The sequence below is a fragment of the Muricoprocola aceti genome (genome assembly GCF_025567005.1).
Lineage (GTDB): Bacteria > Bacillota > Clostridia > Lachnospirales > Lachnospiraceae > Marvinbryantia > Marvinbryantia aceti.
Window position 1 is genome coordinate 26,185 of the sequence record NZ_JAOQKE010000021.1, and the last position, 22,699, is coordinate 48,883.

Below are 22,699 nucleotides of genomic sequence, written 5' to 3' on the forward strand. Positions count from 1 at the left end.
CTGCTATGCGTTACTTTTGGCAATAAATTCTTCCAGTTTCTTCATCGCTGCACCACTGTCAATGAGCTGTTCTGCCATGCGCACGCCCTCTTCCAGTGTCTCAGTTTTTCCCGCAATATATAATGCTGCTCCCGCATTCATGCAGACGGCATTTCTCCTGGTTCCTTTTTCCGTTCCATTTAAAATGGCTTTTGTAATCTCTGCATTTTCCTGTGGTGTGCCACCGGTCAGTTCTTCCGGTTTGCCTGCTGCGTAACCGAACTGTTTCGGTGTAATCTCATAAGAAGTGAATCCTCTATCCTTGATTTCACATACAACTGTCGGTCCACAGGCAGAGATCTCATCCAGCTTTTCTTTTCCAAAAACTACCATGCCGCGTTTTACACCAAGATTTGCCATGACCTGTGCCAGAGGCTCTACCAGCAGTTCATCGTAGACACCCATCAGTTCCATGTTGGCACCTGCCGGATTGGACAGTGGACCTAAGATATTAAATACAGTACGGATACCCAGTTCTTTTCGAACCGGAGCCACATACTTCATAGCAGTATGATATTTCTGTGCAAACAGGAAACAAATGTTGATATTTTTCAATAAGGCCAGGCTCTCCTCAGGCTCCAGTGTAATCTTCACGCCAAGGGCTTCCAGTACATCTGCTGCCCCGCTCTTTGAAGATGCAGCGCGGTTTCCGTGTTTGGCCACCGGCACGCCACCTGCTGCGATGACCAGTGAAGATGTGGTGGAGATGTTAAAAGAATTAGATCCGTCACCGCCGGTTCCTACGATCTCCAGCACATCCATGTCATGAAGAATCTTCGTTCCATGTGCTCTCATAGCCGCTGCAGAAGCAGTGATTTCATCAATGGTTTCTCCCTTCAGCGCCAGTGCCGTCAGGTAAGATGCCATCTGAATCTGGCTGGTCTCCCCACTCATAATCTCATCCATGACTTTTTCAGCCTGTTCATAAGTTAAATCCTGTTTCTTCGCCAGTGCGATAATTGCTTCTTTGATCATGATCTTTTCCTCCTGCTATTATTCTTTACTGATATTCAAAAAGTTTTCAATTAGCGTCATGCCTTTCGGTGTGAGTACGGATTCAGGATGGAACTGTAATCCATACACCGGATAGTCTCTGTGTTCTACTGCCATCACCTCTCCGTCAGCTGTCTCTGCGGTAACTTTTAACTCATCTGGGAGTGTATTCCGGATAGCCGCCAGTGAATGATATCTTGCCACCTGCATTTCTGTTCCCATATTTCGGAAAAGTGGTGACTCTGACAAAATTTTTGCCACAGAGCTTTTTCCATGCATCAGCTCTTTTGCATAAGAAACCGTTCCTCCAAAGGCTTCACAGATGGCCTGATGTCCCAGACACACACCAAGAATTGGCACTTTATCTTTGAAATACCGGATTGCCTCAATGCAGATACCTGCATCAGACGGTTTCCCCGGTCCCGGCGATATCACTATCGCCTGTGGATGCATCTCTTCGATCTCTGCCAGGGTGCAGACATCATTTCGAACGACCCGGATATCCGGTTCCAACGCTCCGATATACTGCACCAGATTGTAAGTAAAACTGTCATAATTATCAATCAGAAGTATCATTCGTCCAGTCCTCCTTCTGCCAGCCGGATCGCCTGTACCACGGCTCTTGCTTTGTTGCAGCATTCCTGATATTCCTTTTCCGGTACACTGTCCGCCACGATTCCTGCTCCTGACTGAACGCATACCTTTCCGTTTTTCTTATAAGCCAGCCGGATGCCAATACAGGTATCCAGGTTGCCGGTAAAGTCCAGATATCCCACAGCTCCTCCGTAGATGCCTCTCTTTCTTCCTTCCAGTTCCTGAATAATCTCACATGCCCGGATCTTCGGTGCCCCGGAAAGGGTACCTGCCGGAAGGATAGAATCCACTGCATTCACCGCATCCATATCTTCCAGAATCTTGCCCGATACCGTAGACCCGATGTGCATCACACAGGAATAACGGTGAATCGTACAATACTGTTCCACTTTCACACTGCCCAGCTGACTGATTTTTCCAATGTCATTTCTTCCCAGATCCACCAGCATATTATGCTCTGCCAGTTCTTTTTCATCCTGCAGCAGTTCTTTTTCCAACTGAAGATCCTTTTCCTCTGTTTTCCCCCTTGGTCTGGTTCCAGCCAATGGAAATGTGAATAACTTACCATCTTCCAGTTTCACCAATGTCTCCGGGGATGCTCCTGCAATCTCCACATCATCACTGGAGAAGTAAAACATATACGGGGACGGATTGCTGGTCCGCAGTACCCGGTAGGTATCAAACAGGCTTCCTTCTGCTTTGGCGGTCTGAGGATTGGATAACACCACCTGGAAAATATCACCTTCGTGGATGTACTGTTTTGCTTTGTCCACCATCTCCGTGTAACGTTCCTGTGAAAAATCCGGTGTCAGTTCTTCCTTTAGACGAATCGGCTTGAAAATGGCTTTGGCGCCGCTGTTCAGCAGCTTCTTCATCTCTTCCAGTTCTTCTTCTGCCTTCTGATAGGAGGCTTCGATATCGGAAGTATCTACACCCGAAATGAGAATCAACTTCTGACGATAATGATCAAATACCAGTGCTTTCGTAAACAGCATCAGATCCACATCCCGGAAGTCTTCACTCCCTGACAGATATTTTTTTAATGTTGGCTCTGCATATTTCAGATAATCATAGGAAAAATATCCCACCATGCCGCCGGTAAATGGGGGCATTCCCTTGATTTTCGGGCTCTTATACTCTGCCAGGACCTTACGGATCAGCTCTCCCGGATGAACCACCTCGGTATATTCTTCTTTTAAGAAAGACTCCTTCATGGACGGAGCAATCTGTTCTTCCTCGGTTCGAATCCGTACCTTTCCATCCAGACAGGACAGTTCCAGAATCGGTTCATATCCAAGCATGGAATAGCGTCCCCATTTCTGGTCATTCTCTGCACTTTCCAGCAGATAGCAATGCCTGCTGGCTGCCCGTAATGTTCTCATAACTTCTACCGGAGTAAAACGGTCTGCATAAAGTTCCCTGCAAACCGGGATCCGCCGGTACTCTCCCTGTGATGCAATCAGCTTTACTTCTTCCAAAGATGGATACATATCTGAACCTCCTGTTTTTTCTGGGTATTTACAAATACAAAAAACCCGCTCTCGACAAAATCCTCTGATTCTGTCAAGGGCGGGTAAAATTCTAATCCCGTGGTGCCACCTCGATTCACGGCAAGCCGTACACTTTCCAAGATACTAACATATCTCTGGCAACTAACGTATGCCCTACGTCATAGAATACTCGATCCAATCTGATCTTTGACTATGCCCTCAGCGGTCCATTTAGCTGCCTGCATCTCAATCCGGCTCTCAGCACCCCGGAATCTCTGTGTGCGCATCTGCTGCTTTTATCTCCGCTTCAACGGTTTGTTCTTTTTCAATTCAACGCTTTACCATAATATAGTACGAACTAACCAATTTGTCAAGTATGAATTTTCTTATCTTTGAAATCTCATATATGGGTACCGCTTCACCATCCGTTCATCCGGAAATCGTTCATCTATCAGCTGTGCCATTTTATTATCTGTTACCCACACCGCAGGCTCCCCACAAAAGAGAAGTTGGTACCCCGTATATGTCATAATCTCAGATCCTCATAGTCATTGATAAAATATCTGGCCAGTTCCTGTTTCTCTGCTTTCATCTCTTTGGAATAATCATCTTCTATGGCAATCACAGTCATACCTGCTGCATTTCCCGCTTTAATACCAGCCGGAATATCTTCAAACACCAGACAACGAGACGGCTCTACTCCAAGACGCTCTGCCACCGCCAGATACACATCCGGTGCCGGTTTACCCCTCCTGGCTTCACAGGAAGTCATAATACAGTCAAAATATTCATCAAAGTGAAGGATCTCTCCTACTGCATCCACCAGTTCTCTGGAATTGCTGGTAGCCACCCCCAGCTTTTTGCCATGTGCTTTGCAATATTTCAGGAACTCCAGTGCGCCTTTTTTATAAGGTACCTTTGTGCAGTATATTTCATATGCCATTTCGTTCCAGTCCTGCTTAATCTGTTCCAGTGAATCACTGATCTGGAACTTTTCTTTAAAATATATGGCGGTCTCTGTAAAGCTCATTCCCTCGATCTCTTTCTGAATGATCTCGATCTGACATGGATCATGAGGTGTGTCCACCCCATAGCGCTTCAGATATTCGATATCGATCTTCTTCCACATCCACATGGAATCTACCAGGGTTCCGTCCATATCAAAAATCACTGCTTCATGATCTGGCAGTGTAATCTTTTGTGTATTCATAGTTCAAACCTTTCTTTTTATTTTTGTCACTTAACAGCCAGTACAGCATACAAAAATTAACTGGACTAATAACGCAGAATGAAAATTCACGCAAGTAATATGGTACAGTTATTTGCAGTATGATGTACTAGTATATAAGAACAGCTGGAATATTACAATCCGTTTTTCCTGTAATTTCTTCGCGATTTCATATTCTCTATCCATAGTTAGCACCTGCAATTTTTTGTCAGAATATCATAAGAAAGATTAGTTTTTGAAGCTGTTGACATCACTTTTCGTCTGTGCTATTTTATAGAAGATCTCTTTGCACTGCATTACATTTCTTATGAAATGCGCGATCAACAGTACAAACTGAGCAGGCACTGAATCATGATTCATTCGTATTCAGAAAGCCGGGCCGCTGATGCGGCAACAGATCATTCGATAGATAAACTTCGATATCTGTGGGACAGTAGATACGGTTCCGCAGAATTTTTTTAGCTGGGAGATGGATTCCAGCTTTTCTTTTTGAAATAATTCTGCGAAAGCGAATGTGACACAAAAGAGTATCACCCACTATTGTATGAATCAACTATAAAAAAGGAGTCTTATCTATGACAAACACGATGACACAGGATTCCAGGCAGAATCCACAGACTATTGTAAACCGCGTTACCTCGATTGGTATTATTGGTAACGTCATCTTATCTTTATTTAAATTCCTGGCAGGAATCTTCGGACATTCCAGTGCTATGGTATCCGATGCGATTCATTCACTGTCAGACGTACTGGCTACTTTTATCGCCTGGCTTGGCATCAGGCTTTCCATGCAGGCTCCGGACCGGGAGCATCCTTACGGACATGAACGTCTGGAATGTGTAGCTTCCCTGCTTCTGGGCACAATTCTCTTCGGTACTGGTCTCATGATCGGTCTCAGTGGACTGAAAACCATCCTGGCAGGACATTATGAGGAACTTCAGGCTCCTGAATGTATTGCGCTGATTGCCGCAGTCGTATCGATTGCCACGAAAGAAGGCATGTTCTGGTACACCAGACATTATGCCAAAGTTCTGAACTCCGCAGCTTTTATGGCAGATGCATGGCATCACAGATCCGATGCTCTGTCTTCCATTGGTTCTCTGATCGGTATCGGCGGCGCCATGCTGGGATTCCCGATTCTGGATCCACTGGCCAGTGTAGCGATTGCTGTATGTATCATCAAAGTTGCTTATGATATTTTAAAAGATGCTGTTTCCAAAATGCTGGATACCGCATGCAGCAGTGAATACGAGAAAAAACTGGCAGATTTTATTTCTGCTCAGGATGGGGTAGACCGGCTGGATGTGCTTCATACCAGAATGTTCGGCAATAAGATCTATATTGATGCAGAGATCTCCGTCGATGGAGATAAGTCCCTCACAGATGCTCATGAGATTGCAGAGAGCGTTCATACTCAGGTGGAAAAACACTTTGATAATATCAAGCACATCATGATTCATGTCAATCCTATGGTTTAAGTATCCTGTGATTTCCAAAAGATCTTCGTGAAATTCACGAAGGTCTTTTTATGACAGCATTACCGCTTCATACTTGCATGTTCTTTTTTCAGTTCCTGATATAAGCTTTCCGGCGTCCAGAAAATATTATGCATGGTTACCATGGCCTTGTAATCAATCTTCTCGATCCCCATCGTCCGATACAGATCCAGGAATTCATCCAGTGCTTCCTGGTCAAATCCAGAGAATACCAGCATTTCGCTCTGTATCTTTTCTCCCTCTGCGGCTACAACTGCTTTGGGTGAAATACCGGCAATTCCGGCCAGGCTTCCCAGACTCTTTTTAGAATCAGATGGTACCATACTGCGATACTCCGCACAGGCTGATCTGCAGCACTGACGAATCAGTTTTTCCTTTCCTCCACCGATGCAAAATCCCAGTACTGTTTTATTGCTCATCTTTGCTCTCCTTCATCACCAGTATCTTTACAATCTCCAGAAGTTCCTCTTCGGTCTGTGCTATGTAGTCCGGTGCTTCTTTCCCTTCCGGTACGGTCTCCAGATTCTTATTCAGCCAGATGGTCTTCCATCCCGCTTTTTTGGCTCCTTCCATGTCGCTGGAAAAGGAATCTCCAATCATCCAGAGCTCCCCTGGATTCTGGTTCAGCACTCGCTCCACGCAGTGAAATGCTCCCACATCTGGTTTTGTATACCCGATCTCTTCCGAGATAAACAGCTTCTCCCTGGGAATCCAGTTTTCCAGATGCAGAGTTGCTGCTTTTTTCAGCTGATGGTCCACTGGTCCATTGGTCAGCACTGCCATGGTAGTTCCCATCTGCATGCCAAGATCCATCAGTTCTTTGATGGTATCGCTCATCCACACATTTCCCTGTTCTTTTGCATACGCATCCTGATAGACCTGTTCCTGTTCTTCTGAAAAAGGAACTTCAAAATATTTCATGGCCTTGCGAATTCGTAAAATACGGGAATCTGCCAGAGAGACTTCTCCTCTGGCCTGTGCCTCAAACATCTCCTGACTGCAGATACTGTAGATATGATACCATTCCCTTTTGTTACCCGGAATCTCTTTTCCCAGCGCCATTTCCAGTGCTTTCACAAAAGGTGCGCACCGGTCATATAAGGTATCGTCCAGGTCAAAAATCAATGCCATATACTTTCTGTTCCTCTCTTTCGTGAGTGTCATTGGCCTACCGCCAGTCTTTTGCTTCCCAGGCTTCATTCAGATACTGGATGGCCTGCTCATATCCCTCTTCTGTATAATCAAAATACTGATAGGTCTTTTTTTCTTCCGGAGTATGCCAGAAGGCAAAAGGACCTGGAAAAGTGCAGACCTCCAGCTGTCCCTTCATCTCTGTCACCCGATAGTTCATACCCTGATAGCTGCCGTATAAGGGTGATTTTTTAATAAACTGAAATGGTAATACCCGTTCAATCATTATCGGTGTTCCTCAATGAACTTTTTCAGGCTTGCCTTGGGCTGGAATCCTACGGTCATGCCGACCTTTTCTCCATCTTTCAGCAGTACCAGTGCCGGGATGTTCATGATCTTGTAGTCGATAGCCAGACTTGGATTCTGATCCACATCGATGCTGTAGACACCGACCTTTCCGTCCAGTTCTTCTGACAGTTCCTGCAGAACCGGTGCCAGCATACTGCATGGTCCGCACCAGGTTGCAGAAAAGTCCAAAAGTGCCAGTTTTTCTTTCTTTGCTTCACTCAAATCGTTATTTGAAATAATCTTTACCATGATAATTCCTCCTGTATCTTATTCTGATTCATTTCTACTTTGTAATGATTCCACTCTGCTGCTTTTCCAGTCTCTGCCTGGTCAGCCAGTTCACGGCAGACAATGCTGCCACATTTCCCTGTCCGGCTGCTTTCACATACTGATATGGCTTGCCAGCCACGTCTCCACAGGCAAAACATCCCGGAATATTAGTCTCCATCTGCAGATTGACTTTCACATGACCATCTTCGATCTCCAGTCCCGGAACCAGTTGTTCTGCTGAGATGCTGTCCCGCAGAATAAAGACACCATCTACATGATATTCCCTCTTATCGGTCTGAAGTATCTCTACCTGATCAGTTCCGGTAATGGCCTGTGGCTTTTCCCTGATAATCTGGATCTTTCCGGTTTCCTCTGTGATCTCTGGCTCCTCCTTGTACATTGGCAGATAATACACCTTTTCTGCCAGCTCCGCCAGGAATTCACTTTCCCCTTCGGCTTCTTTTGTATAGCCAATCACTGCTGCCGTTTTCCCACGATACAACATTGCATCACAGGTTGCACAGTAGCTGACGCCTCTTCCCAGAAGCTCTTTTTCTCCCGGAAATGTCTTTCCCTGTACCACGCCTGCGGCCAGAATCACGCTGGATGCTTCATACATCTTCCCGGATGCCTGAATGACGAAATAAGATCCCATGGCATATACGGCACTGACTCGTTCTTCCGTCACTGCAATTCCCAGCTGATCCAGCTGCTTCTGATACTGCTCTGCCAGTTCTTCCCCACTGATCTGGGGCAGTCCCGGATAGTTCTGGATCTGCGTGGCCCGATATACCTTTTCGCTGCTTTTTCTGGATCCAAAGAGAAGAATATTCTTATTGCGCACCTTCGCTGTGATCGCAGCAGAGACCCCCGCCGGGCCGGTACCGATAATCGCAATATCATATCTGTCCATATCTTACACACCTTCTTTCTATCAGATGATTTCGATCTGACAGGCTTTCATGGCTTCCAGTGCCCGTTCATGACTCTCCGGTGTGACTCCTGCACAACAGGATGCATCTACCATGATCGGCACCTCCGGCAGAAATGCCTTTAACAGCATGGCATTGGAAATCACGCAGATATCTGTGCACAGTCCCACCAGAGTAATACTGTCTATCGGCTCCACATCATTGTTCAAGTCTTTCAATACTTTTCCCAGTGCCTCACTGCCGAACGTCGGTTTGTCAATTGGCTGTGAGATCAGCAGCTGCTGAATCTCGTCTTTGATCTCCCATCCATGAGTTCCCTTGATGCAATGCACCACCGGAAGCTTCTTTCCTTCCTGTCTTTCCAGATAATCCTCCCCGTGGGTATCTCTGGTGGCCAGCACCAGCCCGTCAAAATTCATCATCTTCACCATGACCTTCGGCACAATGGCTACCGCTTCTGGTGTGCCCAGTGCCCCATCAATAAAGTCATTCTGCATATCTATTACCACTAATATATTCATCGATATCCTCCCGTTTTTATTATATCCAGAATCTGCTATTTATTTTGCCCGCTCCGGCATCTATTTCTGATCTGCACTCAGTTCTTCACAGTCTTTTTGCAGTTCTTCCTGTCTTCTGCGATACAGCAGCCTGTCACTGTAGCGGAAATATGGCTCACATCCATGACTGCTGACATATTCCATAATACGCTCATTTTTTGACAGTTCTGTGACGAACAACACCATTTCCTGCCCGTCTCCAAAGGCTTCTTCCAGAAATGCGAATCCGCATTTCAATGCATCCCCTGATTTGGCTCCAATGGCATTGCGCGCCTCTACTTCTTCGGCAAACCAGGCCTTAATCCGTGTAAATCCTTCTTCCCGATTACGAATGTGTGCTTCCTTTAGCCGCTGTTCATAAGTCTCCAGCTGCCGGATCAGCCAGTGCTCCCTCTTCGCCTCCTGCACGGTCAGCATTCCTGCATCCTGCCGCACCTGTCTCTGATTCTTTCGTTCCTGTATAAACTCTGTCAGACTATCTGTTGTATTCTGTTCTGGCTGATAGTTTTTCCAGAATTTCAGTGCTACATACAGCATATGGATCTGTTTTTCCCATTCGGCGCAGATCTCAAACCGACCATTTAACGCATCCAGAAGAAGTCCTGTTACGGTAAACCTTTCCTCAAAACCGCCCGCTTTTGCCAGATCCAGCTTCTGTTCTCTGTCCTCTTTGGAAAGACTGTCATCCAGAATCGCAGAGATGCCATAGTCCTGTCCATATTTGGTATACAGCTGATAATAGGCGGTAAATCTTCCTGCCACTTCCTCCTGCTGCAGGAACTGGATCACCAGCTGATTCGAAACCGGAATGTCAAGCCGCTCATAACTTTTCAACAGCTCTGATAAATCCTCCCAGCCTCTGGCCGTCACAAAGAACTTGCCATCCACCGTATTTTCCACCCGGTAAAAATCTTCCTTTCGAATATTCAGATAGGATAAAATCGCCCCGTGCACCTGATGTTTCCAGGCATATTCCATCCAGATATCACAGTCTGCCTCAATATCAATCTTTCTCACACGGTCCAGGGTTACAATATCGAATTCCCTGACAGATTTGTTATATTCCGGTGGATTCCCTGCTGCCACAATCATCCATCCATCCGGAACCTTATGACTTCCAAACGTCTTATTCTGCAGGAACTGCAGCATGGTCGGTGCCAGTGTCTCTGAGGCACAGTTGATCTCATCAATAAAGAGAATTCCCTCTTTTTTCCCGGTCTTTTCCATACAGGCATAGACCGAATCAATGATTTCACTCATGGTATATTCCGTAACGCTCATCGGTTTTCCATCATAGAGCTTCTCCCTGATCCGTGGCAGACCGATGGCACTCTGTCTGGTATGATGAGTAATCGTATAAGACACAAGTCCTACCTGATTTTCCTTGGCCACCTGCTCCATAATCGCTGTTTTTCCGATTCCAGGAGGTCCCATCAGAAGAATCGGCCGTTGACGTACCAGGGCGTAGCAGTAATTTCCCAGCTCATCCTTTTCCAGATATGCTTTTAATGTATGACTGATCTCCTGTTTTGCTTCTTTAATATTCATGTTCTTTTCTCCCTACACCAGCAGTTTTACCGCCCATGACGGTACCAGATCCATCTTCTGTGTCCGTTCCAGAAATACAAATGCCGTTTTATAATCTGGCGCACTTCTGGGATAAATGCCGTCTCCATCTGTAAAATAAATCAGTGCCTTCAGATTTTTCAGTTCCTTTTTCTGGCGCTGTTCCTGCACATATGTAAACACCGGGCGAAAATCCGTTCCTCCTCTGCCCTGTATCCGGATATTCCGACTATACGCCTTCCACTCTTCTTCTGAATGTATCACAACCACATCCTGAATACAACAGTCGCACTGAATAATATATACTTTCATCTTGTGGGAAAAATTTTCCCGGTTACTTAAAATACTGTATGTCTCTGCCAGGAACTGCTGCACAATCTCACTGCTGCAGGAGCCGGAAGTGTCAATGGCAATCACCAGTTCTTCCATCCGGTTTACCTCTTTGTATTCCAGTGGTTCGATCAGAGGCATATCTCCATATTCTTCCATTCCAAAATGATAAAAAATATAATCAAAGCTTTCCAGATCCAGTTCCACTTCTTCTCTCGGTACAGTAAACTGCTTCAGGAACTTCTTATAATCATAACGGCTCCTTGCCATCGGTGTCAGATACTCTTCTTTTTCTCCCTTTCGGGAACCCCGCTTTTTCTTCTGATCCTGCCTGTTCTGCCCGGTGTAAGCTAATATCTTCTCCCATTTCCGCTTTGTCTTTGCCCGATGTTCTCCGGATCCGTTTGTATACCAGTCATCATGCAGATCGAAAGCAAACCACTTTTGCATCTGCTCCACTGATTCATGAAAATCCTGCTTTTCCAGCATCTGATAGATCTGCTGGGCACTGCACTTTTTTCCGCCAAAGCGATAGATGAAACGATTCCTTGTCAGATCTTCCGGCAGCGCCAGCTCCCGGACTCCTTCTCCCTCGATCACCAGTTCTACTGCAATATCACAGGCAAGATTCCACAGATGCGGTTTCACATCTTTTTCTGGAAAAATATGCAGATATAGACAGTGTAGCAGCATATGCAGATACCCTCTTGTCACTCTGGCCGGATTCTCCCGATAGAGATCAATGAGATATCCACATTCTGTCCGAAAATAGTCCCCATCTGTGGAAATTCCCACCGGCTTTTCTACGCAGCGATAGCCCACGCTGGCAAATGCCCCGTCCAGATAAGGGAAATCATGATATAATTCATTTCTGCAATTCTGCAGAATTTCAATACATAGTCTGGCTTTTTTCTGTTCTTCCATTATAATTCCAGCATCTCTTCCCGGTACCCATAATGGGCATCTTTTTCTTTCATCAGATATACCAGTGCCTGAAGCTTCTGACGTTCTCTGGCTGTTCGGATAAAGTCATCCAGTTCTTTTTCGCCAAACCAGCCTGCCTGCTCCAGCACGGCAATCTTCTCCGGCTCATCTTCCTCAATCAGTGCCTCCACAGCATTGCGCACCCGCGGCTTCAGATAGGCTGCCATCTCCTGGTGCTGCTGTACAGATATCCCTTCTTTTAAAAAATATCCCCACAATGCCATGGCCATCTTCACCGGTTCCTGCCGGGTCTCAGAGAACTTCTTCCATACTCTGGCAGCCTCCTCTTCTGGGGCATCTTTCCCTGCCCTCATTCTAAGACTCTCCGTCACTACTGACACATTCATCTGATATCTGCTTTTTTCCCGCATCTTATCTGCCTTCTTTCAAATGTCCACTATCAGCTGTTCTATGATCTTCGCTACTCCATCTTCTTCATTGCTCTCTGCCAGAAGATCTGCGGCCTGCTTTACTTCTTCCATTCCATTTGCCATCGCTACTCCGATACCGGCCATCTGAATCATTCCAAGATCATTCTCACTGTCGCCAAATGCCATTACCTGCTGGCTTGTCATCTGCCATTCATCCAGCAATGCCTGAAGAGCATGGGCCTTACTGGTAGTTGCTCCCCCCAATTCTACATTAAAAAGAAAAGAAGAAGTCGGGGTTACCCCCGGAAGTTTCTGAAATCTTTGTTGCCATTGCTGTTTTTCTTCCAGTGTCTTGAAATTCAGATTGATATTCTCAATTGCCACCCTGTGTTCCAACAGGAATTGATAGATATCTGGTACCGGATGTCTGGTTGTCTTCACATACTGCACATCCCGGTTGGTTTTTCCTTCCAGCACACGGTCATAATAACTCTGGCCGATGTAGGCCTGCCCGCCAGTGCACACTTCGGTATCAATCTCTTCTTCCTGAATCATCCCGGCAATCTCTGATACGGTTTCCGGGTTCGGATAATTATGTAACAGCACAGCTCCATCCGGAATCTGATTCACCACAGCGCCATTTGAAGTAATGGCACAGGTGATCTCCGGCATCGCCAGTACTTCAGGAGCCAGCGAAGAAAAGGTTCTTCCGGTCGCTACTACAATCTGAATGCCTGACTTTGCTGCATTCTGAATCGCCGCTCTGGTTCGTTCTGTGAGCTGCTTCTGATGGTTCAAAGCCGTTCCGTCCAGATCCATCGCAATCACTTTGATATCTTGTTTCATACTTCTTGTTGTTCCTTTAGATTTTCTATAATTCTCTTAAGAATTTTACATACTGCCTGATAACATCATTCGTCTTGCTGTCATAGATGCACTCCTGCACCAGTGCCACACGGTCTGTAATAATATTATCCACATTCAGATCAATCATACGATTGATGGTCTTACGGTTATTCACCGTCCAGACATAAATCTGTTTTCCTGCATTATGGATTCTGGATACCATAGAAGGTGTGGCGTTCCCTGCCTCCATACTGAAGCCGTCTGCGGCCTTCAGACGGTTGATATTGCCATAGGCCAGACTCATCACATACAGGGTGGAGATCTCCGGATCGTAGTCCTTTACCTTCTGCAGTGATCCGTACATCTGCGAACTAATCACACAGGAATCTGCAAAATCCATTTCCCGCACCAGATCCACCACGCTTTTTTCAATATCTTTATCATTGGCCGATGGCTTAATCTCTATATTCAGTCGAACGTGATTCTCTTTTGCCAGCTGAATCACTTCCTCCAGACCTGGGATCTTTTCTCCTGCATAAGCATCACTGAAAAAGCTGCCTGCATCCAGCTGTTCGATCTCATCAAAGGTCAGATTCCAGCTAAACTCCCGCAGTCCGGTGGTGCGATAAAAGCTGTGATCATGCATAACAAACAGCTTGCCATCCTTGCTCTGCTGTACATCCAGTTCGATCCAGTCAGCTCCAAATTCAATGGCACCTTCAAAGGCTGACATCGTATTCTCCGGATAGAATGCTGATGCTCCACGATGGGCTGTCACTTCTATCGTCCGCAAATATTCCACCTGCGGATTCATGTGCTCCGTTGCCGAATTATAGATCAGCATCGTACATCCACTTAGCGCTGCAATCAGAATCAGCCCTTCTGTCATACGCACTTTTCTGCGGCTTTTGGCATCGACTGGCTGGATATCAATGTCTTTATGACAGACCGGCTCTCCATTTCCTTCTTTATGAAGATAATAGAGACAACTGATGGTAATATAGCCAATCGGTGTCCCCACGGCAGCCACAATCAACATAATAGCCTCCAGCAGGCCCCATACCGCCGAAGTATAGACATAATTCAGAATATGCAGCTGGGAAAAGATCTTAGCCACCCCAAGTACAATGATGATTCCTACTGCTGCCAGCACAAAGTAACTGGCATAAAAGATCAGCTGCACCCAGACCAGCACCATGCCATCTTTCCATTTATTCTTTCTGCTTAACGCCTGGCTCTTTTCTCTGGCTTCTCTGCTGGTACAATGCTCCAGAGTAAAATAAGGGAACGTAAAAAGATATTGCAGTCTCCAGATTCCAACCAACAGCAAAAGTACCAGAAGTATCAACAGGTAATTTCTGGATGCCCGAAGTCCATTTTTGATAAAATTCGGCAGAGTTACCGTACCCAGTATATTCACAATTACACCAGCACTTAAATAAGGAAACAGAATCATCTGTTCACGGATAATTCTTTTATTTCCCTTCTGAAATACCCGTTTCATATTCTGCCATGCAAATCGGGTGGTCTGCAGAACCGTCACCTTCTCCTGCTCATAGGAATGCGCTGCCAGAAACAACAGTGCGCTGGCATCAAACATCAGGTACAGACAGACTGCTGTCAGTACCAGCACAAATGCTACAATCGTCAGAGGATTTCGCAGAAAATGCTTCAGATTCTCCAGCGTCAGATAGTGATATCCCATCATTTTCATGATCCACTGGCTCGTCCGATAGATGAAAGGTACTACAAAAGCACCTCCCAACAATTTGTAAAGGAGCTCAAATCCTATCAACGATTTCCAGTTATATTTTAACAGTAATAAAACAAGTTTGATCTTTTTTCGCATGCTGCATATGTTCTTTCTATATTAATAGTTACTCACGGCTCTGCTTTTCGATTCCGAACCATTCCTTCAGCCATTCCCGTTTTTCTCCTTCGGAATGGCATTCTTTTGTCACAGTCTCTCCATTTTTCTGAATGATCAGCTTCTGATCAATCAGCGAACGATTGCCTTCAGCAGTATACAAATTGATCACTGGTTTTCCGGAAAAGAAAGATTGTTCTGATCTGGCACAATAGAAGTTCATAATAGCATAATCTGCATCTTCTGCCTTTTTATTCTCAAAACGCATCATCTCATGGTATGCTCCATGATATTGCTTTTCAATCACTGCTGTTCCATCCGTATAAGACGGATGCATCTGTACCCGGTACCATTCTCCCTGAATCTCATATTCCCCATTACTTAATTCCACCAGGCCTTTAGGTCCCGGTCCGCCATAACCCACGTCACAGAGATATTGCTTTCTTTCCAGAGTCACTACAGTCGCACGGTGAAGAAGTGGCGCCGTCTGCTCCTTCATCCAGGTAATCCGAATCGCTACCGTCATCACTTCAAATCCACAACTCTTCAGCAGTTCAAAAAACAGCTTATTCAGTTCAAAACACCATCCACCCCGCTTATGTCGAATGATCTTCTCAAATAAATCTTCCACATCCAGTGACGGAATCAGATGATCCTCACAGACATCCAGATTCTCAAAAGGAATCGCCGCCAGATGCGCCAGAATCAGCTGATTCAGACACTGCGGTGTGTGCGCTATTTCACCGGTATATCCCATTCTGTCTATATATTCTCTGCATTGTACCTCATTCATAAAACTATCCCCCAACAATTTCAAAAATTCATATGGTACTATTGTACCACGAATCTTTTTCGGTGTACAATCTAATCATTTCAGGGTATAATATATTTATTATTTCGCATACGTAACAAAAAAGAAAAAGTCCAGCTAATAAATGTCAATAAGAAATTTAAAAAATATTGATTATATTTTAGGACTAAAAAAGGGCGCACTTATCCCTTGGTGAAAATATCTTGTTTTAAAAAAGATATAGATTCGGGTAATTCAGTATTTTATGCAGCTTCGTCGCATTTAGCCGCATTGTATTGTCTTATGTGCTCCTGTGGAGTGATGATTTCAAAAGGTTTGTTATCTCTGAGTATGGCAAATATCATGTTGCATACTTTATGTGAGACAGCTCCCATAACAACAAGTTTAGGCTTTGATTCACATTTTTTGAGGTAGTAATCCCTTAATACAGGATTTTTAGCCTCCCCAGTTCTGGAAGTACTGATGCTCTGAAGTGTTAATACATGAATTACTCTTCTGGCAATAGCGGAACCTCTTTTTGACATTTGTACTTTGGTTCCTTCAAATTTACCAGATTGTTTGACAGCTGGATCAAGACCAAAGTAAGCAAAGAGTTGTTTTGGCTTTGTAAATGCTGAAAAATCACCAATCTCACCCATGAGAGATACCGCAGATAAGAAACCGGCACCTTTAAATGTTTCTATCAAGTGGATTTGTTTCACAAAATCAGTATCTTCGTTGGAATCTACAAGATTATGCAAAGCATCCATGATGCCTGCGATTTCTTCATCATACTTGCGGATGAAACTTATGTAGAGACGGATACGTTTGATATTACTATCAATGATGTAACCGAATTCATTGGCATCATGTGCAGCTTGAATAATGGCATTATACTTCTTTTCGGCATATGTAAGTCCAAAGTGAGCTGTAGATTTAATGGTATCAATAATCTCTTGTTTGTCAGCTTCAATAAAAGCGTTTGGAGATGTATAAGTCTCCAATAAAGTGAGAGATGTATTGATAGTTACTTTGGAAAAAATACCAAGATATTGTGGGAATGCCATACGTAATTCACCTTGCAGTTTATTCACGTAAGCACTGCGGTTATCCATTAAGTCGTAGTATTCACGACACAGATTACGGCAGTTTAAGGCAAGGTCAGATGGCATAAGAGAAACCTTTAAATCAGGTTTCAAACCAACTAAAGCAGCCTTTTTAGAATCAAAACGGTCATTATGTACTTTTCGTATATTCATATTTGTGCTATTCTTAGTGATGATAGGATTTATAACCGAGCAGTTAAAACCCTTATCACGAAGATAGCAGAAGAGTGGGTAATGATAAATTCCCGTGGATTCCAGGAAAATGCGACTTTCCAAAGAATACAACTCTTCTGCTTCTTTTATTTTAGAAACAGCAGTTGTAAGGGAATTCATACTACTATGTAAGATTTTATAAGGCTTTCCTACTAACTGTTGGTTTGGAAGTGCAATAGACATGCGGAATACGATATGTATCATAACAGTATTGATGTAACAACATTCAATGGATATACTTTAAGAATTGACTGCAATGTTGCAGAAGATGGCTTACGGACAACTCCCGGTTCACAATGCGCCTTAAATGCACTGGCAATAGATGAGCCACTGGAATATGCGACATTGGCATTGGATGGAAATTTACAGATGTGGGTAGATGCAGAGGACAGTCTTGAATTATTATAATTGAATATCAAACAACCTTTTTCCTTTAGAGCAGAAAAATGTTATACTAAAATTCAAAATACCTATTGACTCTCTCGGAGCGTCATAGCTTAAAGTTATCTTATCAAGAACAGGAGGTCAGTAGCTATGAGAACTGTAAAAGAAATATCAGATTTAACAGGTATCAGCGTTCGCACGCTTCACTATTATGATGAAATCGGGTTGTTAAAGCCAACAGAAAAAAGTGATGCGGGATACCGGCTTTATGACGATAAGGCACTGGAAACATTACAACAGATTTTATTTTTCCGTGAGTTTGATATCTCCTTGAAAGAAATCAAAGCTGTTTTGGACAATCCGGCTCTTGATAGAAATCAGATTTTACAAGTACAGCGAAAAATGTTGGTAACAAAGAAAGAACGAATGGAACGTCTGATTGCCAGCATTGATGACATTCTGAAAGGAGAGAACAAAATGGATTTTACAATTTTTACCAAAACAGAAGTAGAAGAAATGTTCCAAACCATGCTTGAGTATATGCCGGAGAATATGAGAAATATTGCAATTAAAGAATTTGGTAGCATTGAACAATGGAAAAAGCATTATATGGAAGTCGTATCTTCGGAAGAAATGCAGAAAGGCTATGCAAAGGTAGTTGAATGGTACGGTGGAAAGGACAAGTTTCTGTCTGTTGCCCGAACTCCCGTCAGCAAAGAAGTTGCAGAAAGCTATAACAAACGGATAGAAGCGATTTTGCAAAAACTGATTGCAAAACAGAATTGTGACATAGATTCTTTTGAAGTAAAAGAGCTTGTCGGAGAATATGGCTTTGTTATGAAACAGTTTTCCCAGATAAAAGAAGAAAAAGGCTTTATGATGGCACAGGCGCAATATTACCGCAATGAAAAAATCAGACCAATGATAGACGAAAAATACGGTGAAGGGGCTTCTGATTTCTTTGCACGGGCAATAGAGTCTTTTTACACAAACAGACAGGTAATCTAAATATTTGCCTAAATGTATCTCCTCATTCTATAGGTGAAACAGAATTTCAAATCTGAAATATACAGCCCATCACATCAACGTGACGGGCTGTACTTCCTTAATAGTGATATTTACTACATTCAGCCACATATATACCAATCGCAAGCAATACCCCAACACCTATCAACCATAGCAGGAATAGGTTAATCGGTAAAATCATTCGGATATAATCTCCAAGATATACAACCACCATCAACAGCAGAATTGCAATGGATACAGTCCACATATTGATTCCTGACCGTATCTTTTTTCTATTCTTATCCCACGCCATATGACAGATAAAAAAGAGCAGGATTCCAGTTGAGATGAGGAACAGTGTCAATGCAATCCAGTATACTACATTGCCCCATATCGGCTGACTAATCATGTCGGCGAGCAGTTGTGCAAGTCCACATTCTGCGTCAACTATCATTACCAGCACTTTTCCACAGCCATTCAAGAAAGTGGTAAAGAAATCCACGGTATCTTTCCAAAATGCCTCCTGCTGAAAAGCCGTCAGTATCATAGTTGTTGTGCAAAGCATCATAAAAAGAAACAAATAATTTTCCAAATACTCTTTTCGGTTACGGTAGGAAACAATCGCCTTGTCAAGCAACGACTGTTTACAGTTTTTGCACTTTTCATACAGCACTTTTCTCTCAACCTCCACTTCCTTAATCTTCATATGGCTTCTTGCATAAGCTGCATCCTGTTCTGCCTGTTTCTGCTTATGCAAAGCAGCATCTGCCTTATCGGTCAATTCCTCGTTTTCGAGCCTTAATCTTTCGTTGTCTTTCAGAATCCTGTCGCTCTCGTTCTACTTCACGATATGCTCTGCCTGTCTGCGAATCTTTAATGACTGCTCCTGAAGCTGCGTCGTTTGCTCTTGCATCAGCACCTGCACGTTCTGCCATTCGGATAAGGTCGGAAGCTGCTGTAGTTCGCTCTCTAATGCTTGTATGGTCTGGGTCTTTTCCGTAAGTTCCGCCTGCATTTGCTCCATCTGTTCCAGCATTGCCAGCAGATCTGAGTCTCTGTAACCTCTCAAATCGTTCGTAAATCTCTTTTCTCCTCTCTAAAGCTTCGTCAATTGTTCGTTTTCGTCGTTCAATTGCTGCACCAATGACTGCAACGAATTGATCTGTCTGTCCTTTTCCCTGATTACTTTCTCTGCCTGTGCCAAGTCCTGATTCGCCGCCTGCAGCTCCTCCGTAATCTCCAGTATCAGTTCCTGCTGCTCTGTCATAAGTGCGAGCATCTCTTCCAGTATTGGAAGTTCGTTTTGCAATATTTCTTTCTCCATAGTGCATCCTCACTTTCATTAAATTGTCCTTTAGTTCCATCAGCCTTTTCCCTATTCCCAAAACAGTATCTTTCAGTTTGGAAATGATTTGGTTCAGCCGCTTTATTTCACGGTTAAGTTCCATCCGTTCCGAAGCAAGCCCCCTCCGCTCCATCTGTCTGGCTGCGTATCCCTCGTGAATCGTGGGAATCCGTTCAATGCCCTGTCGTTTAAAGCTCCTGTGGTCTATCTGATTCTCCGGTGCAAGATACTGGTTGCACATATCCGCCCAGGAACTGCGCCACTTTTCAGCATTGGACTGACTATTCCAGTCATTGGACAGAACCGTAACACGTTTCCATAACTTCTCATTCCGCTTTCCGAGTTTCTGCAAACCAGTATTCTCATCCATCAGTGGAATCCGTTCTCCGTTTTCATCAAGCGCATAAGTTTTCTTTTCCTTTGGAGCCCAGCTTCCGTCTTCCTTGAATCCTCTGGTGGTCAACAGGATATGGGCGTGGGGATTTTGGTGCAAAACTGTTTTCCCATCCACATGCTTTTCGTGAATTGCCATATCCGCACACATTCCAGCGGAAGTGAAATTTTCTGCAATATAATTCTGCAAAAGTGTAATCTGTTCTTCCCTTGAAAGTTCAACCGGAAGTGCCACTTCAATTTCCCTTGCAAGCTGGGCATCCGATTTCTTTTCCACTTTCTGCACCTCGTTCCAGAGAATTTCCCGGTTCTGATATTCCTGTGGTGCATTGGCTGGGAGAAAAATCTCCGAATAGATTACACCTCTTTTCCTCGTGTAATCGTGCGTATATCCGGTTTCCTTTTCTTCCAATTTGACACCCGCCCGGTAAGCAGCTGCGGCAACTGCACCTTTTCCAGAGCTTCGGCTGACTATCTTAATGGAAAGATGAAAAATTGCCATCGTACCACCTCCCCGTATGATATTGAAAAACCGCATAGGCGGTTTTTGCTTTACCATTTTGCCGTATCCGGCAAATAGCCGTCTGCAAGACCGCTCTCTGCGAAGAGTGCGATGCAACTGCACAAGTTGCTGTCATCCAAGTACACAACTTGGTCTGGCTGAAAGCCCCGCCGACGGAACGAGCCCGGCAAGCAAAGCGCAGACCGGTTGCCACCTGTGGCAAACTTATATCAGACAGGCTCTGCCTGTCTATAAGTGCGCCCTTCTCTCTTACGAGAAAAGGGAATTGCAAAAGCATTTCTGCCTCTGCAACTCCCAACATATAAAAAGAAGATACCAAATTACTCATTCTTGGCACCTTCCATTTCACTGCCCGTATCCGGGCATTTTTCCATTGCTCTGGTAAAATATTTTCCATTTCGTTCCTGCTGATTTAGGAAATTCAAAAGACGCATCACATCTTCCTCCACCAGCGGACGATCCAGTACCTTTTCCACGATTCCTCCAATCTGACACAGCAGATGAGTACGTTTCTTGCGTTCCTCTGCTTTTTGCTGCTGTTTGAGCCGCTTCATCTGCGCCTGATACTGTTTCGCCTTTTCCATTACCTGCTCATACTGTATTTCCTTTTCAGAAATGCGTTCCTCAATACTTCTCTGTGTTCTAACCATAAGATTGTTCCTCCTTTTAAACTGCTTCTGCTTCATCAGTAGCTGATGAAATTTCATCTGTAAGCGCCACTGTACCCATCAGGTGTAGCAGCTTATCCTCTACGGTATCCGTTGTGTTTTCTGCGAAATGCACATTGACACGATAGGTGGTGTTTCCAATTCTTTTTGTAAAAGTACTGGTACACTTTTCACCATTCTGTTTCTTCTCCATAAAAACCCTCCATTCCTTCAATAAACAATTGATAATCGAACATTTGTTTGTTATAATAAATGCATAGCAGTTGGGGCACGAATGGCAATGTGAATCGTTCCTTTTTTCATTTTCCGTTTTCTCCTTTCTTGAATTCGAGTAATCTGTTTCAATCAAAACAATTACTTCTTCACCTAAAGGAGAAAATTCCGATGCAAAACGGAACTGTTTTGAAAAGATTTTTTGAAAAAGGATTTTTATATGGAGAGCAGAGAAGATTTTTATTTTGATAATTCGGATAATCCAGAATCAGATGATACGATAGAAAAAGAAGAGCATTATAAATGGACGATTTCACTGGAAGAGGAAACTAAAGAAGATGCTTTCATCCCGGAAGAGGATTTACTGGAACAGGCAGAACCTGAGGTTGCCGAACGGCTGATATTAAAAAGAGACCTGCGAAAAGCTGCCATTGCAAGAATGGAAGCTGCTGCCAGAACACAGGGAGATTTTGAAGATGTCATTGACGCATGGGACAAAGAGGATAAAAACCGTGAAAGACGTGAGCGTTATCACGAGGTCTGCCGGGATGATGCCGAGGTTCCGTTTGAGTACAACATGTCTCCGGATGAGATTGTTATTCCGGCACCCATTCAAAGTGTGTACTGGCAGCAAATGATGAAGGGCGAATTTTTAGATGTAATATTTGACTGTCCTTATGAATTGCAGGAGCTTGTATGCGACAGCAATATCTCACAGATACTAAGTGAATTAAGTGAAAAGCACAAAGCACTTTTCTATTTTTTATATATCAGGGATTACAGTACATGCTGTCTTGCGAAAATGTATGAGCAGTCTGACCGGAATATCCGTAAGGTGAGAGCAACCATTTTAAGGAAGATTCACAAAAAGCTGATTCCGGTTTTGCAGTATAAATGTGATAACGGACTGTCAACAACTATGAAGGAACGAAACTTTTTAGAAAGACATTGCAGTACGGATGGATAGATGATATGATTGGAATGTAATCGAATTTTGTTTATAGCAATTACTCA

General features: G+C 44.0%; 26 protein-coding genes and 1 riboswitch. Of the genes, 4 read left to right on the forward strand and 22 right to left on the reverse strand.

Annotated elements, in window-relative coordinates; genetic code table 11:
• Positions 1-3: 3 nt before the first annotated feature.
• The 4 genes from trpD to OCV47_RS13130 form a co-directional block, all read right to left on the reverse strand.
• Positions 4-1,014, reverse strand: a complete 1,011-nt coding sequence (gene trpD, locus OCV47_RS13115) for an anthranilate phosphoribosyltransferase (RefSeq protein WP_262655528.1) — start codon at positions 1,012-1,014, stop codon at positions 4-6.
• Between the two features lie 18 nt (positions 1,015-1,032).
• Complete coding sequence (locus OCV47_RS13120; RefSeq protein ID WP_256300484.1) at positions 1,033-1,608, reverse strand: anthranilate synthase component II; 576 nt, start codon at positions 1,606-1,608, stop codon at positions 1,033-1,035.
• Entirely contained in the window at positions 1,605-3,116 is a 1,512-nt protein-coding gene (gene trpE / locus OCV47_RS13125) for an anthranilate synthase component I (protein ID WP_262655529.1), read from the reverse strand. The genes OCV47_RS13120 and trpE overlap by 4 nt, the downstream gene beginning before the upstream one ends.
• A 526-nt stretch (positions 3,117-3,642) precedes the next feature.
• Positions 3,643-4,311, reverse strand: a complete 669-nt coding sequence (locus OCV47_RS13130) for an HAD family hydrolase (protein WP_416888020.1) — start codon at positions 4,309-4,311, stop codon at positions 3,643-3,645.
• Between the two features lie 356 nt (positions 4,312-4,667).
• Positions 4,668-4,780: riboswitch (NiCo riboswitch) on the forward strand.
• 139 nt (positions 4,781-4,919) lie between these two features.
• Here OCV47_RS13130 and OCV47_RS13135 point away from each other — a divergent pair.
• A complete protein-coding gene (locus OCV47_RS13135) occupies positions 4,920-5,822 on the forward strand; it encodes a cation diffusion facilitator family transporter (RefSeq protein WP_262655531.1) in 903 nt (300 codons plus the stop codon).
• Positions 5,823-5,881: 59 nt separating this feature from the next.
• On the opposite strand, the gene OCV47_RS13140 is transcribed toward OCV47_RS13135, so the two are convergent.
• The 13 genes from OCV47_RS13140 to OCV47_RS13200 all read right to left on the reverse strand — a co-directional run bounded on the left by OCV47_RS13140 (position 5,882) and on the right by OCV47_RS13200 (position 17,358).
• Positions 5,882-6,259, reverse strand: coding sequence for a DUF3783 domain-containing protein (locus tag OCV47_RS13140; protein ID WP_117448388.1), 378 nt, complete (start codon positions 6,257-6,259; stop codon positions 5,882-5,884).
• Complete coding sequence (locus OCV47_RS13145; RefSeq protein WP_262655532.1) at positions 6,249-6,971, reverse strand: HAD family hydrolase; 723 nt, start codon at positions 6,969-6,971, stop codon at positions 6,249-6,251. Before OCV47_RS13145 ends, OCV47_RS13140 begins: the two co-directional genes overlap by 11 nt.
• A gap of 37 nt (positions 6,972-7,008) precedes the next feature.
• Positions 7,009-7,257, reverse strand: coding sequence for a hypothetical protein (locus OCV47_RS13150; protein WP_117448386.1), 249 nt, complete (start codon positions 7,255-7,257; stop codon positions 7,009-7,011).
• On the reverse strand, positions 7,257-7,568 hold the full coding sequence (gene trxA / locus OCV47_RS13155; protein ID WP_256300469.1) for a thioredoxin: 312 nt from the start codon (positions 7,566-7,568) through the stop codon (positions 7,257-7,259). The genes OCV47_RS13150 and trxA overlap by 1 nt, the downstream gene beginning before the upstream one ends.
• Before the next feature lie 34 nt (positions 7,569-7,602).
• Positions 7,603-8,502 (reverse strand): NAD(P)/FAD-dependent oxidoreductase, encoded by a 900-nt coding sequence (locus tag OCV47_RS13160; protein WP_262655534.1) that lies wholly within the window; start codon positions 8,500-8,502, stop codon positions 7,603-7,605.
• Between the two features lie 21 nt (positions 8,503-8,523).
• Positions 8,524-9,042, reverse strand: coding sequence for a cysteine hydrolase family protein (locus OCV47_RS13165; RefSeq protein WP_262655536.1), 519 nt, complete (start codon positions 9,040-9,042; stop codon positions 8,524-8,526).
• A gap of 60 nt (positions 9,043-9,102) precedes the next feature.
• Positions 9,103-10,629: an AAA family ATPase gene (locus OCV47_RS13170; RefSeq protein ID WP_262655537.1), complete on the reverse strand. Its 1,527-nt coding sequence runs from the start codon at positions 10,627-10,629 to the stop codon at positions 9,103-9,105.
• Between the two features lie 12 nt (positions 10,630-10,641).
• Positions 10,642-11,901: a vWA domain-containing protein gene (locus tag OCV47_RS13175; RefSeq protein ID WP_262655538.1), complete on the reverse strand. Its 1,260-nt coding sequence runs from the start codon at positions 11,899-11,901 to the stop codon at positions 10,642-10,644.
• Entirely contained in the window at positions 11,901-12,332 is a 432-nt protein-coding gene (locus OCV47_RS13180; protein WP_262655539.1) for a hypothetical protein, read from the reverse strand. The genes OCV47_RS13175 and OCV47_RS13180 overlap by 1 nt, the downstream gene beginning before the upstream one ends.
• 15 nt (positions 12,333-12,347) lie before the next feature.
• On the reverse strand, positions 12,348-13,178 hold the full coding sequence (locus OCV47_RS13185) for an HAD family hydrolase (RefSeq protein ID WP_262655540.1): 831 nt from the start codon (positions 13,176-13,178) through the stop codon (positions 12,348-12,350).
• Positions 13,179-13,203: 25 nt separating this feature from the next.
• Entirely contained in the window at positions 13,204-15,027 is a 1,824-nt protein-coding gene (locus tag OCV47_RS13190) for a glycerophosphodiester phosphodiesterase family protein (protein WP_262655542.1), read from the reverse strand.
• A gap of 28 nt (positions 15,028-15,055) precedes the next feature.
• Positions 15,056-15,838 carry an arylamine N-acetyltransferase family protein gene (locus OCV47_RS13195; protein WP_262655543.1) on the reverse strand — a complete coding sequence of 261 codons (783 nt, stop codon included), beginning with the start codon at positions 15,836-15,838 and terminating at the stop codon, positions 15,056-15,058.
• Positions 15,839-16,098: 260 nt separating this feature from the next.
• Positions 16,099-17,358: an IS110 family RNA-guided transposase gene (locus tag OCV47_RS13200; protein ID WP_262655544.1), complete on the reverse strand. Its 1,260-nt coding sequence runs from the start codon at positions 17,356-17,358 to the stop codon at positions 16,099-16,101.
• On the opposite strand from OCV47_RS13200, the gene OCV47_RS13205 reads away from it, so the two are divergent.
• Entirely contained in the window at positions 17,350-17,562 is a 213-nt protein-coding gene (locus tag OCV47_RS13205) for a DUF6061 family protein (RefSeq protein ID WP_262655545.1), read from the forward strand. The genes OCV47_RS13200 and OCV47_RS13205 overlap by 9 nt on opposite strands.
• 126 nt (positions 17,563-17,688) lie before the next feature.
• Positions 17,689-18,546: a MerR family transcriptional regulator gene (locus tag OCV47_RS13210; RefSeq protein WP_235250470.1), complete on the forward strand. Its 858-nt coding sequence runs from the start codon at positions 17,689-17,691 to the stop codon at positions 18,544-18,546.
• Positions 18,547-18,643: 97 nt separating this feature from the next.
• On the opposite strand, the gene OCV47_RS13215 is transcribed toward OCV47_RS13210, so the two are convergent.
• From OCV47_RS13215 to OCV47_RS13235, 5 genes are read right to left on the reverse strand one after another with little or no spacing between them, the layout of a single operon-like run.
• The gene (locus OCV47_RS13215; protein WP_262655547.1) at positions 18,644-19,300 is read right to left on the reverse strand and encodes a DUF6040 family protein; all 657 of its coding nucleotides are present in this window, start codon (positions 19,298-19,300) and stop codon (positions 18,644-18,646) included.
• Positions 19,301-19,313: 13 nt separating this feature from the next.
• On the reverse strand, positions 19,314-20,783 hold the full coding sequence (mobQ, locus tag OCV47_RS13220; RefSeq protein ID WP_262655549.1) for a MobQ family relaxase: 1,470 nt from the start codon (positions 20,781-20,783) through the stop codon (positions 19,314-19,316).
• Entirely contained in the window at positions 20,758-21,201 is a 444-nt protein-coding gene (locus OCV47_RS13225; protein WP_235250473.1) for a hypothetical protein, read from the reverse strand. Before OCV47_RS13225 ends, mobQ begins: the two co-directional genes overlap by 26 nt.
• A complete protein-coding gene (locus OCV47_RS13230; protein ID WP_235250475.1) occupies positions 21,125-21,454 on the reverse strand; it encodes a DUF3847 domain-containing protein in 330 nt (109 codons plus the stop codon). The genes OCV47_RS13225 and OCV47_RS13230 overlap by 77 nt, the downstream gene beginning before the upstream one ends.
• A 16-nt stretch (positions 21,455-21,470) precedes the next feature.
• Positions 21,471-21,665, reverse strand: a complete 195-nt coding sequence (locus OCV47_RS13235; protein ID WP_235250476.1) for a transposon-encoded TnpW family protein — start codon at positions 21,663-21,665, stop codon at positions 21,471-21,473.
• Positions 21,666-21,905: 240 nt separating this feature from the next.
• Between OCV47_RS13235 and OCV47_RS13240 the strand changes: the two genes are divergently transcribed.
• A complete protein-coding gene (locus OCV47_RS13240; protein WP_227078340.1) occupies positions 21,906-22,652 on the forward strand; it encodes a sigma-70 family RNA polymerase sigma factor in 747 nt (248 codons plus the stop codon).
• Positions 22,653-22,699: the final 47 nt, after the last annotated feature.